Source organism: Mycobacterium sp. 29Ha (assembly GCF_032883055.1).
GTDB classification, from domain to species: domain Bacteria; phylum Actinomycetota; class Actinomycetes; order Mycobacteriales; family Mycobacteriaceae; genus Mycobacterium; species Mycobacterium gallinarum.
On record NZ_JAMQTI010000027.1, the window covers coordinates 19,052 to 32,462 of the forward strand.

Here is a 13,411-nt window from a genome sequence, read left to right on the forward strand (position 1 = left end):
CGATGGAGGCTTCGCAGGCTGATTACCGTGCGGTGCTGTCGGCCGTCAACGCCCTTGGCGCCAATCAGCGGGAGCACTCGCAGCAATTGACCTCGGTTGAGACACGGCTGACAGCAGTCGAGTCCGGGCTCGCCGACCTCCGACAGGAAACTCGGGCCGGCTTCCGCACGGTCGAAGAACACATCGCCGAACTCAAGGACTTGATCATCGGGCGCAACAGCACCTAAGTAGCTGCGCGGCCTCCTAAGGTAGACCGCGATGGCACTGCATCTGCACCGTGCTGAGCGCACCGATCTGCTGGCCGACGGTCTCGGCGCCCTGCTCTCGAACCCTCTGCCCGACCCGTTCGCCGAGGAAGTCGTCATCGTCCCCGCCAAGGGCGTCGAACGCTGGCTGAGCCAGCGGCTCTCGCACGTCCTCGGTCGCGGCAGCGGCGCCGACGGCGTGTGCGCAGGCATCGCCTTCCGCAACCCCTATTCGTTGATCGCAGAGATCAGCGGCACAGATCGTGACGATCCGTGGACGCCCGACGCGATGGTCTGGCCGCTGTTGGACGTTATCGACGAAAGCTGCGATCAGCCCTGGTGCAAGACCCTGTCAACCCACCTCGGCCACTTCGAATCGGGCGACGAGCGCGAACTCCGGCAGGGCAGGCGCTACTCGGTGGCTCGTCGACTCGCCGGACTCTTCGCGTCCTACGCCCGCCAACGTCCGCATCTCCTCATCGACTGGGAGAACGGTGCCGATGACCCGGATCTTTCAATCGACGACGACCTGCTGTGGCAGCCGCCCCTCTGGCGCGCGCTGGTAGACCGCATCGACGCCGACCCGCCACACGTCCGCCACGCCAAAACCCTTGCCACACTGCGGGAGTCCCCCACCGACCTGCCGCAGCGCATCTCCCTGTTCGGCCACACGCGGTTGCCGAGCACCGAGATCGAACTGCTCGACGCGCTGGCCACCCACCACGACCTTCACCTGTGGCTGCCGCACCCCAGCGACGAACTCTGGGCATCGCTCGCCGGCGACCACGGAGCCATCCCCCGTCGCGACGACACCACCCACCGAAGCGTCCACCACCCGCTGCTGGCGACGCTCGGACGCGATCTGCGCGAGCTGCAGCGCAGCCTGCCCGCCGACCGGCAGACCGACGAATATCTCGGCGGGGCCACCCATCCCGAAACACTGCTCGGTTGGCTGCAATCCGACATCACCGCCAACGCCGTTCGCCCGCAGGGCCGCACGCTGAAGTCCGACGACCGCTCGGTACAGGTGCACAGCTGCCACGGTCCGGCCCGCCAGATCGATGTGCTGCGCGAAGTGCTGCTCGGCCTGCTCGCCGACGACGAGACCCTCGAACCACGCGACATTCTCGTCATGTGCCCGGACATCGAGACGTACGCGCCACTGATCGTCGCAGGATTCGGCCTCGGCGACATGATCAAAGGTGTGCACCCCGCACACCAACTGCGGGTGCGACTGGCCGACCGGTCGCTCGTGCAGACCAACCCCCTGCTCGGCGTCGCGTCGCAGTTGCTCACCCTCGCCGGGGGGCGTGCGACCGCGAGCGAAGTGCTCAACCTCGCCCAGACCGCGCCGGTGCGTGCCCGCTTCGGCTTCACCGACGACAACCTCGAGGACATCACCCGCTGGGTCCGCCAGGCGAACATCCGCTGGGGCTTCGACACCGACCACCGCAAGCCCTACGGCGTCGACTTCATCCAGAACACCTGGCGCTTCGGCATCGACCGCGTACTCGCCGGTGTCGCGATGTCCGACGACTCACACGCTTGGATCGACACCACGCTTCCGCTCGACGACGTCAGCAGCAACCGCGTGGAGCTCGCCGGCCAGCTCGCAGAGTACGTGGACCGGCTACAGCGCGCTGTCGAATCACTCACCGGTGCAAGGCCACTCAGTGACTGGCTGCAGTCACTGGCCGACAGCATCGATCTGCTCGCCAAGGTCGGCGACGATGACGCCTGGCAGACCAGCCAGCTGCAACGCGAGTTCGGTGACGTGCTCTCCACCGCTGGCACCCGCGCCGACAGCCTCATGCGACTCCCCGACATCAAGGCGCTGCTCGACCGCCACCTGGCCGGCAGGCCGACGCGAGCCAACTTTCGGACCGGCACGCTGACGGTGTGCACGATGGTGCCGATGCGGTCGGTACCGCACCGGGTGGTGTGCCTGGTCGGGCTCGACGACGGGGTGTTCCCCAGGCTCGGGGTGGTCGACGGCGACGACGTCCTGGCCCGCGCTCCGATGACCGGTGAGCGCGACATCCGTTCCGAGGACCGGCAATTGCTGCTCGACGCCATCGGCGCCGCCACGGAATCGCTCGTCATCACCTACACCGGCGCCAACGAATACTCCGGCCAGGAACGTCCACCCGCGGTCCCGCTCGCCGAACTCCTCGACGCCCTCGACCTGACCACCGAGACCAAGGAACGCGAGGTTGTCGTCAAACATCCGCTGCAGCCCTTCGACACTCGCAATGTCATCCCCGGCAAGCTGATACCCGGCGAACCATTCACCTTCGACTCCACCGTGAAACGTGCCGCACTGGCCCGCGCAGGCGAGCGCGCCGAACGGCCGCTGTTCATCTCCGGTCTGCTGCCCGCTCCCCCGGCCGACGACGTCGTCCTCGCCGATCTCGTCTCGTTCTTCCGCGATCCGGTCAAGGGTTTCTTCCGCGCGCTGGACTACACGCTGCCCTGGGAGGTCGACGGCGTCGAGGACGCGATGCCCGTCGATATCAACGCCCTCGAGGAGTGGACCGTCGGCGACCGCATGTTGCAGGACATGTTGCGCGGCATGGATGCCGACCAGGCGCGCCAGGCCGAATGGCGGCGTGGAACGCTCCCGCCGGGAAACCTGGGGTGGCGCAAGGCCAACGAGATTCGCGATCAGGTCACCGAGATCGCCGACGCCGCCAGGCCGTATCGTGACGCCCAACCCGGCGCCGTCGACGTGGACGTCGACCTGGGTCGCGGGCGCAGGCTCACCGGGACCGTCTCGCCGGTCTACGGTGACCGGCTGGTGTCGGTGACCTATTCCAAGCTCGACGGCCGCCATCTGCTGCAGCCGTGGATTCCGTTGCTGGCGTTGATCGCTCACCGCCCCCGACGCGAGTGGCGCGCCATCACGATCGGACGTGCGCCACGGGGAACCGCACCGCGCGTCGAGATCTTGTCCAGGCCCGAGCGACCCGCGGTGGAGCTGTTGGCCGATCTGGTCGCACTGTATGACGAGGGGCGTCGCGCACCGCTGCCGTTGCCCGTCAAGACGTCTTACGCGTGGGCGGAGGCAAGACACGGTCACCGCGATCCCGAACAGCGGGCCGGCTACAAGTGGCGCTCGGGGCGGTACCCGGGTGAGGAGGACGAGCCCGCCTACCAGTTGGCCTTCGGGAAAGGCACGTGGCTGAAGCACCTCGTCGAGCGCGGCCTGGACGCCTATGCCTGCCGGCTGTGGCTGCCGATGCTCGGAGCACTCGAATGACCATGCAGCCGTTCAGTCTCGTCGGGGATCTACCCGCCGCGCGGTCGACCACCGTGCTGGAGGCCAGCGCAGGGACGGGGAAGACGTTCGCACTCGCGGGTCTGGTCACTCGGTACATCGCCGAGGGCGTCGCGACGCTGGACCAGATGCTGCTGATCACGTTCAGCCGCGCTGCAACGCAGGAGCTGCGCGACCGTGTGCGCCGTCAAATCGTCGACGCAGTACACGCTTTCGACCGAAAAGAGGTGACCGGTAACAATGAGGTCATCACGCATCTGCTCAACGCGAGCGATGACGAGCGAAAGGAACGGCAGCGTCGGCTCCGCGACTCCCTCGCCGCCTTCGACGCCGCGACCATCGCGACCACACATCAGTTCTGCCAGCTGGTACTCAAGTCGCTCGGCGTGGCCGGTGACACCGACAGCGGTGTGACACTGGTGGAAAGCCTCGACGAGTTGATTACCGAGGTCGCCGATGACCTCTACCTCCGGCACTTCGGCCGCGAGAAGGACAACCCGCTGCTGGCGCATCCAGACGCGCTGCGACTGGCCCGGGAGGTGGTCAATCATCCGGCGACCGAACTGCGCCCGAAGGATCCCGACCCCGATTCACGCGCAGCCGTGTGTCTCAGGTTCGCCGCGGATGTCAAGAACGAGCTCGAGAAGCGCAAGCGACAGCGGGGAATTCTCGGTTACGACGATCTGCTGACCCGGCTGGCCGACGCACTGGAGGACAGCGATTCGGCGGCGCGCTCGCGAATGCGTCATCGCTGGCCGATCGTCATGGTCGACGAATTCCAGGACACCGATCCGGTGCAATGGCAGGTCATCGATCGGGCATTCACCGGCCACTCCACGCTGGTGCTGATCGGGGATCCCAAACAGGCCATCTACGCGTTCCGCGGCGGCGACATCGTCACCTACCTGTCCGCATCCGCGACCGCGGGTACACAGATGACGCTCGGCACGAACTGGCGCAGCGACGCCGCGCTGGTCGATCGTCTCCAGGCGGTGCTGCGCGGTGCCCAACTCGGGCACGAGCGGATCGTCGTGCACGACGTCGCCGCGCACCATCAGGGCGCCCGACTGGCAGGTGCCCCCAACCCCGATCCCTTCCGGCTGCGGGTGGTGCGCCGGAATGCGTTCGGCCGCAGTGGAACCAACGTCATCCTCATCGACCAACTGCGCAGCCACATCGCCGAGGACCTGGCCGCCGACATCGGCATCTTGCTCGACTCGGGCGCGACTTTCGGCGGCGAGAAGCTGCACGCGGGCCAGATCGCGGTGATCGTGGAGAAGCACCGCGATGCCCGGGTCTGCTACAACGCGCTGTGTGAGGCGGGCATCCCCGCGGTCTACACCGGCGACTCCGACGTCTTCACCTCCGATGCCGCCGAGGACTGGCTGGCGCTGCTGGAGGCCTTCGACCAGCCGCACCGCCCCGGCATCGTCCGGGCCGCTGCGGCGACGATGTTCTTCGGCGAAACGGCCGAATCGCTCGTCGAGGGCGGTGACGGTTTGACCGACCGCATCGCGGAGACGTTGCGGGAGTGGGCAAGTCATGCACGCGAACGCGGCGTCTCGGCGATCTTCGAAGCCGCCCAACTCAACGGTATGGGCGACCGTGTGCTGTCGTGGCAGAACGGCGACAGGATGATGACCGACCTCGCACACATGACGCAGCTGTTGCAGGAAGCCGCCCATCGCGAGCACTTCACCCTCCCGGCCTTGAGGGACTGGTTGCGCGCGCAGCGGGAGGATCGCACCGGTGCGGCCGAACGGGCCCGCCGGCTCGACAACGACGCGGCGGCCGTCCAGGTCATGACGGTCTTCGTCGCGAAGGGCCTGCAGTTCCCGGTCGTGTATCTGCCGTTCGCGTTCAACAACAACGTGTTCGAACCCGAACTGGTGCTGTATCACGAGGGCGACACCAGATGCCTGCATGTCGGCGGGCCGGACAGCCCGGACTTCAACGCCGTCGCGAAACAGGGCCGCGAAGAAGACGCCAGCGACGACAGCCGCCTGATGTACGTGGCGATGACACGGGCGCAGGCGCAGGTGGTCACGTGGTGGGCGCCGTCGAGAGACGAACCCACCGGCGGGCTGTCGCGTCTGCTCCGGGGCCGTTCACCCGGCGAGCCGGTGATACCGGACATTGTTTCGCCGGTGAAGGTCACCGACGACCAGGCGATGGCGAGATTCAAGGAGTGGGAGGCGGTCAACGGGCCGGCGATCGAGGAATCGATCCCGCAGCCCCTGCCGTCGCCACCGTCGGATGACACGCCAATCACACTGCAGGCCCGGCACTTCCACCGATCTATCGACACGGCATGGCGGCGCACCTCCTACAGCGGACTGATCCGGACGAGCGAGTCGACGCCGGTGAGTAGTGAACCCGAGGTGATCGAGCTGGACGACGAGGTCGCCGAGATCCCATTGGTGACCGCCGCGGTGGGGACGGATGTGCCGTCACCGATGGCTGACCTGCCGAGCGGGGCGAAGTTCGGCACCCTGGTGCACGCGGTGCTGGAGACCGCGGATCCGTTCGCGCCCGATCTCGCGGCGGAGTTGGAAACGCAGATCACCGAACACGCTGTCTGGTGGCCGGTCGACGTCGCGGCTTCCGACCTGGCCGCCGCGATGCTGCCCATGCACGACACTCCCCTGGGTCCGCTCGCCGCCGGCCGGACGCTGCGCCAGATCGGTCTGCACGACCGTATGCGGGAGATGGATTTCGAATTCCCCCTCGCGGGAGGGGATCTGCGGGGATCGGCGCCGGAGATCCGGCTTGCTGCCGTCGGCGAGCTCGTGGGGCAGCACCTCGCCACGGACGATCCGCTCGCGCCGTACGCGGACCGACTGAGAGGGGCGGCACTGGGCGGGCAGTCCCTCAAGGGCTACCTGTCGGGTTCGGTCGACGTCGTGCTGCGGATCGGTGAGCGGTACATCGTCGTCGACTACAAGACCAACTGGCTGGGCGACCAGAATCAGCCGCTCACTGCTGCGGACTACGCGCGCCCCCGGCTGATCGAGGCGATGCTGCATTCCGACTACCCGTTACAAGCGTTGCTGTACAACGTTGTGCTGCATAGGTTCCTGCGATGGCGGCTGCCGGGATACCTGCCGGACACGCATCTGGGCGGCGTGATGTACCTGTTCCTGCGCGGCATGTGCGGACCGGACACACCGGTGGTCGACGGCCACCCGGCGGGGGTGTTCAGTTGGCAGCCGCCCACGTCACTCATCACCTCGATGTCCGATCTCCTCGACGCAGGCAGGGTGGTGGCATGACGAGCGTGGAGTGGCGGCGCGCGGTCAGCGCGACCGGACTCTTGCAGACCTTCGCCGATGCCGAGGTCATCGATGCGTCGGATGTGCATGTGGCACAGCGCCTCAGCGCGATGGCGTCCGAGACCAACGACACGGTGGCACTTGCCGTGGCGCTGGTGGTGCGTGCGCTGCGAAACGGATCGGTGTGCCTCGCTGTGCGCTCGGTCGAGGAGCAGGTCGGCGTCGAGGGGCTGCCGTGGCCTGCTGTCGACGCCTGGCTGACGGCGATCCGCGACAGTCCGCTGAGCGGGGAACCACCTGTGCTCCGGGTCGACGGCGACCTGCTGTACCTCGACCGGTACTGGCTCGAAGAGCAGCAGGTGTGCGACGACATCCTCACTCTGATCGCCACCAAACCGGCAACGGCCACCACCGACATCGACCGCCTCTTCCCGAAGGGCTTCGAGGAGCAGCGCGCCGCCGCGGAAGTGGCTCTGGCACAGGGATTGACGGTGCTGACCGGCGGCCCGGGCACAGGCAAGACAACGACGGTGGCGCGACTGCTCGCCCTGCTGGCCAGCGGGACACAGCTGCGGATCGCGCTGGCGGCACCGACGGGCAAGGCCGCCGCCCGACTGCAGGAAGCGGTTCAACTCCAGGTCGACAAGCTGGAGGATGCCGCGGACCGGGAGGCGCTGTCGGGTCTGCATTCGACGACGTTGCATCGCCTGCTCGGCAGCAAGCCGGACACCTCGGCGAGGTTCCGGCACAACCGGGCCAACCGGTTGCCTCACGACGTGATCGTCGTCGACGAGACGTCCATGGTGTCGATGACGATGATGGCGCGATTGCTCGAGGCGGTCCGTCCCGACGCGCGTTTGATCCTGGTCGGTGATCCGGACCAGTTGGCGTCGGTGGAGGCAGGTGCGGTACTCGCCGATCTCGTCGACGGACTCGGCGGTGCTCGCATCGCCGAGTTGACGACATCGCACCGGTTCGGCGAATCGATCGGCACGTTGGCATCGGCCATCCGAACCGGCGATGCCGATCAGGTCATCGAAGTGCTGCGCGCGGGTGGAAAGCACATCGAGTGGATCGACACCGACGAACCGGCCGAACATCTGCGGAGAGTCGTTCTGCCGCAGGCGAATGCGCTGCGCCAGGCAGCCGTGCTCGACAATCGGAGAGCAGCCTTGGCGTCACTCGATGAGCATCGGCTGTTGTGCGCGCATCGCCGGGGTCCGTACGGCGTGCGGTACTGGAACCACCAAATCGAGCGATGGCTGGCGGAGATCACCGGCGACCCGATCTGGTCGGAGTGGTATCCGGGGCGTCCGGTGTTGGTAACGGCCAACGACTACGGCCTTGGCCTGTACAACGGTGACGCCGGTGTGACGCTGCTGCGCGACGGCGCGATGCGCGTGACCATCGCGGGCTCCGATGAGGTGGAGTTCGCGACCAGCCGGCTCTCCGATGTCGAGACCATGCACGCCATGACGATCCACAAGTCGCAGGGCAGCCAGGCCGACGAGGTGACCGTGCTGATGCCGCCCGAAGATTCGCGGCTGCTGACCCGCGAGCTGTTCTACACGGCGGTGACGCGGGCCAAGGAGAAGATCCGGGTCATCGGTTCGGAGGATTCGGTGCGCGCCGCGGTGCAGCGGCGGGCGGTCCGAGCGTCGGGCCTGGCGCAGCGGCTACGCGCCTGACGCTGCGATTTCGGTGTCCGCAGTCGCGCTGACCGCGACCAACTACACCGAAATCACCGGTCGGCGACGAGCTCGAAGACCGGAATCACGCGGTCGGTCCGTTTCTCGTACTCGGCGAACCCCGGTGCCCGTTCCACGACGGTCTGGTAGATGCGGTCGCGGTCCTCCCGAGTCAGTTCTCGGGCCACAACCGGGCGTTTCGGATCCGCGCCGATCTCGACCTGAACGTGCGGGTGGGCGCGCAGGTTGAACACCCACGCGGGACTCTCCTCGCGGCCCGCCGCGGAACCGACGACGTAGATCTTGTCGTCGATGTCGAAGTAGGCGATGAGATTGACCCGCTCAGCGCCGCTCTTGGCGCCCGAGGAAGTCAGAATCAGCAGCGGAAAACCTTCGAACTGCCCGCCGACCTTTCCGCCGTTGCGACGGAACTCGTCGATGTTGCGCTTGTTGAATTCACGTTCTTCGGTCATTGCGTCGTCGGACATGCTCCTATCGTGGCACTTGCACGGACCAGGCGAGCCGAAACGCGTAGCGTGAGGCGGTGGCCCGGATCGACCGCTCGCGCACCATCGCAGCTGCCCCGCAGGACGTCTGGGAACTTCTTGCCGATTTCGGCGCGCTGAGTACGTGGGTCGACCGCGTCGACCATTCCTGCATCCTGGTGCACGGCGCCGACGGTCCCATCGGCACGACGCGACGGGTTCAGCTGGGGCGCCAGACCCTTGTCGAGCGCATTGTCGAGTTCGACCCGCCGCACGCGCTCGCCTACGACATCGAAGGCCTGCCCAGGCAGCTGAAGAGGGTCAACAACCGCTGGACGTTGCGGCCGTCGGGGCAGTCGACCGTCGTCACCCTGACAAGCACCGTCGACATCGGTTCCGGCCGAGTACGCGAGCTCGCCGAACGCGTCATGTGCCGTCTGATGACCCGAGAGTCCGACGGCCTGCTCGATGGGCTCGCCAAACGATTGGAGAACACTCGTGTCTGAGCTGTCTCAGCGTCCCGACATCGTCATCCTGATGACCGACGAGGAACGCGCGATACCGCCCTACGAGTCACCCGAGGTGCTCGCCTGGCGTGACCACACGCTGCCCGGCCGCAAGTGGTTCGACGAGCACGGCGTCAGCTTCCGCCGCCACTACACCGGCTCGTTGGCCTGCGTGCCAAGTCGCCCAACGATTTTCACCGGCCAGTATCCCGACCTGCACGGCGTCACACAGACCGACGGCATCGGCAAGGTGTACAACGACTCTCGCATGCGTTGGCTGCGCCAGGGCGAGGTGCCCACGCTTGGAAATTGGTTTCGTGCCGCCGGATACGACACGCATTACGACGGCAAATGGCACATCACCCACGCGGATCTCACCGACCCGGCCACCGGCAAGCCGCTCGCGACCAACGACGACGACGGCGTGGTCGACCACGACGCGGTGCGCGCCTACCTCGACGCCGATCCCCTTGCACCGTTCGGGTTTTCGGGCTGGGTGGGCCCCGAACCGCATGGCGCGCTGCTGGCCAACGCCGGGGTTCGGCGCGACGGGTTGATCGCCGACCGCGTCGTCGCCTGCCTCGACGACCGGTATGCGCGGCGCCGCGCAGGTGACGCGGACGCGCTGACACCGTTCCTGTTGGTCGCCAGCTTCGTCAACCCCCACGACATCGTGCTGTTCCCGGCGTGGTCGCGCAGGAGTCCGCTGCAACCGTCGCCGCTGGATCCGCCGCACGTGCCCGCGGCGCCGACGGCGGACGAGGACCTGTCGACCAAGCCGGCCGCGCAGATCGCGTTCCGCGAGGCGTACTACACCGGCTACGGCGTGGCGCCCGCAGTCGACCGGACCTACAACCGCAACGCCCAGCGCTATCGCGACCTCTACTACCGGTTGCATGCCGAGGTCGACGGGCCTATCGACCGGGTGCGTCGCATGGTGACCGATGGCGGCTCGGACAACGCGGTGCTGGTGCGCACCTCCGACCACGGCGACCTGCTGGGTGCCCACGGCGGCCTGCATCAGAAGTGGTTCAACCTGTACGACGAGGCCACCCGCGTTCCGTTCGTCGTCGCGCGCACCGGGGCGGGCGCGACGTCGGCCCGCACGGTGACCGCGCCGACGTCGCATGTCGATCTGGTGCCGACGCTGCTGGGTGCGGCGGGTATCGACGTCGCGGCGGTGGCGGCGGCGCTGCGTGATTCGTTCTCCGAGGTGCACGACCTGCCGGGCCGCGATCTGATGCCTGTCGTCGACGGTGCGCCCGCCGACGAGTCGCGTCCCGTGTACTTGATGACACGCGACAACATGCTCGAAGGTGACACCGGCGCGTCGGGCGTGGCGCGTCAATTGAAGCTGACGGTGAATCCCCCTATGCCACTACGTATTCAGATACCCGCGCATGTCGGATCAAACTTCGAAGGGCTGGTCGTGCGAGTCGACGAACACCTGTGGAAGCTGGTGCGCACGTTCGACGATCCGGCGACCTGGACAGAGCCCGGGGTACGGCACCTCGCGGCCAACGGGCTTGGCGGTGAGGCGTATCGGACGTCGCCGCTGGACGATCAGTGGGAGCTCTACGACCTCACCGTCGACCCGACCGAGGCCGTCAACCGATGGACCGATCCCGATCTCGACGAACTGCGTCGCCACCTTCGGATGGAGTTGAAGCAGGCGCGTACCGACACCGTTCCAGAGCGCAACAACCCGTGGCCATATGTTTCTCGCCGGCCACCGACCGCCAAGCCGTCGTTTGTGGGTCGGATACGGCAACGATTGGGCGGCACACGTCTCGCCTAATAGTCCATAACGCCAGGCGACACGGTAAAGTCTGACCGGGTTGATTTTCCAGCCTTACGGAAACGTCTCGGCGGCGACTACGCCTCCCCGCCGATTAGGTCTTTGACCTCCGACGTCGGCCGAAAACTCACAGGTGCAAATGTTGGGCTGGGGGGCTCGGTTGCCTGCAAGTACAGAGTTGATAACGACTTGGGGCGGTGTCGGCGTGCAAAGGTGTCCGGCAACGGTCGGGTCTGTACAGTCAGTGCGTCCGTCATACACAGAACGTCGCGCCGACCGGCGCGGCGAACCATCTGGGGTGAACACAGAGGAGATACGCACCTCCACCGTCATCGTCGGCCCTGAACCGGGCTTGGCGACGGCCGAACCCCAGCGGCTTCCACATCACCTGGCGCAGCAGCAATTTCGCGCCGGGTCTACCAGAACAGCCAATTCGCGGCGTCGTCGCGCCTAGGCCAAAGGGATTGTCGTGAGCCGATTTACCGAGACGATGTACAGCAATGCCCTCACCAGCAAAAAGGGCATGGTCACCGGGGAGCCCGGCGCACCTGTGCGCCATACCTGGGCTCAGGTGCACGAACGGGCCCGTCGCGTGGCGGGTGGCCTGGCAAAAGCGGGCATAGGCCCTGGTGACGCCGTCGCCGTTCTCGCCGGCGCCCCGGTCGAGATCGCGCCGACCGCTCAGGGCATCTGGATGCGCGGTGCCAGCGCGACCATGGTTCACCAGCCCACTCCCCGCACTGACCTGGTGCGATGGGCCGAAGAGACCACCGCCGTGATCGAGATGATCTCGGCGAAGGCCGTCGTCATCTCCGACCCGTTCATGGCCGCGGCGCCGGTGCTCGAGGGACTCGGGATGGCAGTGCTGACGATCGAATCGCTGCTGGCCAACGACCCCATCGAGCCGCTGGAGACCTTCGACCACGACGTCGCCCTGATGCAGCTGACGTCGGGCTCGACCGGCTCGCCGAAGGCCGTCCAGATCACGCACGCCAACATCGTCGCCAACGCCGAGGCGATGGTCGTGGGCTGCGACTTCGATCTCGACACGGATGTGATCGTGAGCTGGCTGCCGTGCTTCCACGACATGGGCATGACGGGGTACCTGACGGTGCCGATGTACATCGGAGCCGAGCTCGTCAAGGTGACACCGATGGACTTTCTCAGCGATACGTTGTTGTGGGCCAAGCTCATTGACAAGTACAAGGGCACGATGACGGCCGCGCCGAACTTCGCCTACACCCTGTTCGCCAAGCGATTGCGCAGGCAGGCCAAGCCCGGCGAATTCGATCTGTCCTCGCTGCGGTGGGCATTGTCCGGCGCCGAGCAGGTCGACCCACTCGACGTCGAGGATCTCTGCGAGGCAGGCGCACCGTTCGGGTTGAAGCCCGAGGCCATCATCCCGGCGTACGGGATGGCCGAGACCACGGTGGCCGTGTCGTTCTCCGAGTGCGGCGGAGGCATGGTCGTCGACGAGGTGGATGCGGACCTGTTGTCGGTCCTGCACCGCGCCGTCCCGGCAACCAGGGGGAACACCCGGCGACTGGTGTCGCTCGGCAAGCCTCTGGAGGGCCTGGAGGTCCGCATCGTCGACGAAGACGGCGGCGTGCTGGCGCCGCGTGGAGTCGGTGTCATCGAGGTCCGCGGCGAACCGGTGACCAGGGGTTACACCACGGTGGCCGGATTCATCCCAGCCCAGGACGCGCGCGGCTGGTACGACACCGGCGACCTCGGCTATCTCACCGAGACCGGCGACGTGGTGGTGTGCGGGCGGCTCAAAGACGTGATCATCATGGCCGGGCGCAACATCTACCCGACCGACATCGAACGGGCCGCCAGCCGCGTTGACGGCGTGCGGCCCGGTTGTGCGATCGCCGTGCGACTCGACGCGGGGTTGTCACGGGAGACGTTCGCGGTCGCGGTGGAGTGTAAGGACTATGCGGATCCCGAGCAGGTGCGCCGTGTCGAGCGCCAGGTGGCGCATGAGGTGTTCGCCGAGGTCGACGTGCGTCCGCGCAACGTGGTTGTGCTCGAACCGGGGATGATCCCCAAGACAGCGTCGGGCAAGTTGAGGCGCGCGCATGCGCTGTCGCTCGTGGACTGACCGACACGCCAAATACGCGAGTAACATTCACGGGGC

Annotated in this window: 8 protein-coding genes; 7 read left to right on the forward strand and 1 reads right to left on the reverse strand. The window is 66.9% G+C overall.

Annotated features, from left to right (window positions below; all coding sequences use genetic code 11):
* The first annotated feature begins 2 nt into the window (after positions 1-2).
* From M1248_RS27145 to recD, 4 genes are read left to right on the forward strand one after another with little or no spacing between them, the layout of a single operon-like run.
* Complete coding sequence (locus M1248_RS27145; RefSeq protein ID WP_163735187.1) at positions 3-227, forward strand: hypothetical protein; 225 nt, start codon at positions 3-5, stop codon at positions 225-227.
* A gap of 31 nt (positions 228-258) precedes the next feature.
* The gene (gene recC / locus M1248_RS27150) at positions 259-3,504 is read left to right on the forward strand and encodes an exodeoxyribonuclease V subunit gamma (protein WP_317150287.1); all 3,246 of its coding nucleotides are present in this window, start codon (positions 259-261) and stop codon (positions 3,502-3,504) included.
* A gap of 2 nt (positions 3,505-3,506) precedes the next feature.
* Positions 3,507-6,794 carry an exodeoxyribonuclease V subunit beta gene (recB, locus tag M1248_RS27155; RefSeq protein WP_317150334.1) on the forward strand — a complete coding sequence of 1,096 codons (3,288 nt, stop codon included), beginning with the start codon at positions 3,507-3,509 and terminating at the stop codon, positions 6,792-6,794.
* Positions 6,791-8,482 carry an exodeoxyribonuclease V subunit alpha gene (recD, locus tag M1248_RS27160; RefSeq protein ID WP_317150288.1) on the forward strand — a complete coding sequence of 564 codons (1,692 nt, stop codon included), beginning with the start codon at positions 6,791-6,793 and terminating at the stop codon, positions 8,480-8,482. Before recB ends, recD begins: the two co-directional genes overlap by 4 nt.
* A gap of 53 nt (positions 8,483-8,535) precedes the next feature.
* On the opposite strand, the gene M1248_RS27165 is transcribed toward recD, so the two are convergent.
* The gene (locus tag M1248_RS27165) at positions 8,536-8,970 is read right to left on the reverse strand and encodes a nitroreductase family deazaflavin-dependent oxidoreductase (RefSeq protein ID WP_163735176.1); all 435 of its coding nucleotides are present in this window, start codon (positions 8,968-8,970) and stop codon (positions 8,536-8,538) included.
* A 56-nt stretch (positions 8,971-9,026) separates the two neighbouring features.
* Here M1248_RS27165 and M1248_RS27170 point away from each other — a divergent pair, with 56 nt between their 5' ends.
* The 3 genes from M1248_RS27170 to M1248_RS27180 all read left to right on the forward strand — a co-directional run bounded on the left by M1248_RS27170 (position 9,027) and on the right by M1248_RS27180 (position 13,375).
* Complete coding sequence (locus tag M1248_RS27170; protein WP_317150289.1) at positions 9,027-9,473, forward strand: SRPBCC family protein; 447 nt, start codon at positions 9,027-9,029, stop codon at positions 9,471-9,473.
* Position 9,474: 1 nt separating this feature from the next.
* Positions 9,475-11,271, forward strand: coding sequence for a sulfatase-like hydrolase/transferase (locus M1248_RS27175; protein ID WP_317150335.1), 1,797 nt, complete (start codon positions 9,475-9,477; stop codon positions 11,269-11,271).
* A 469-nt stretch (positions 11,272-11,740) separates the two neighbouring features.
* Positions 11,741-13,375, forward strand: a complete 1,635-nt coding sequence (locus M1248_RS27180) for a fatty acyl-AMP ligase (protein WP_317150290.1) — start codon at positions 11,741-11,743, stop codon at positions 13,373-13,375.
* Positions 13,376-13,411: the final 36 nt, after the last annotated feature.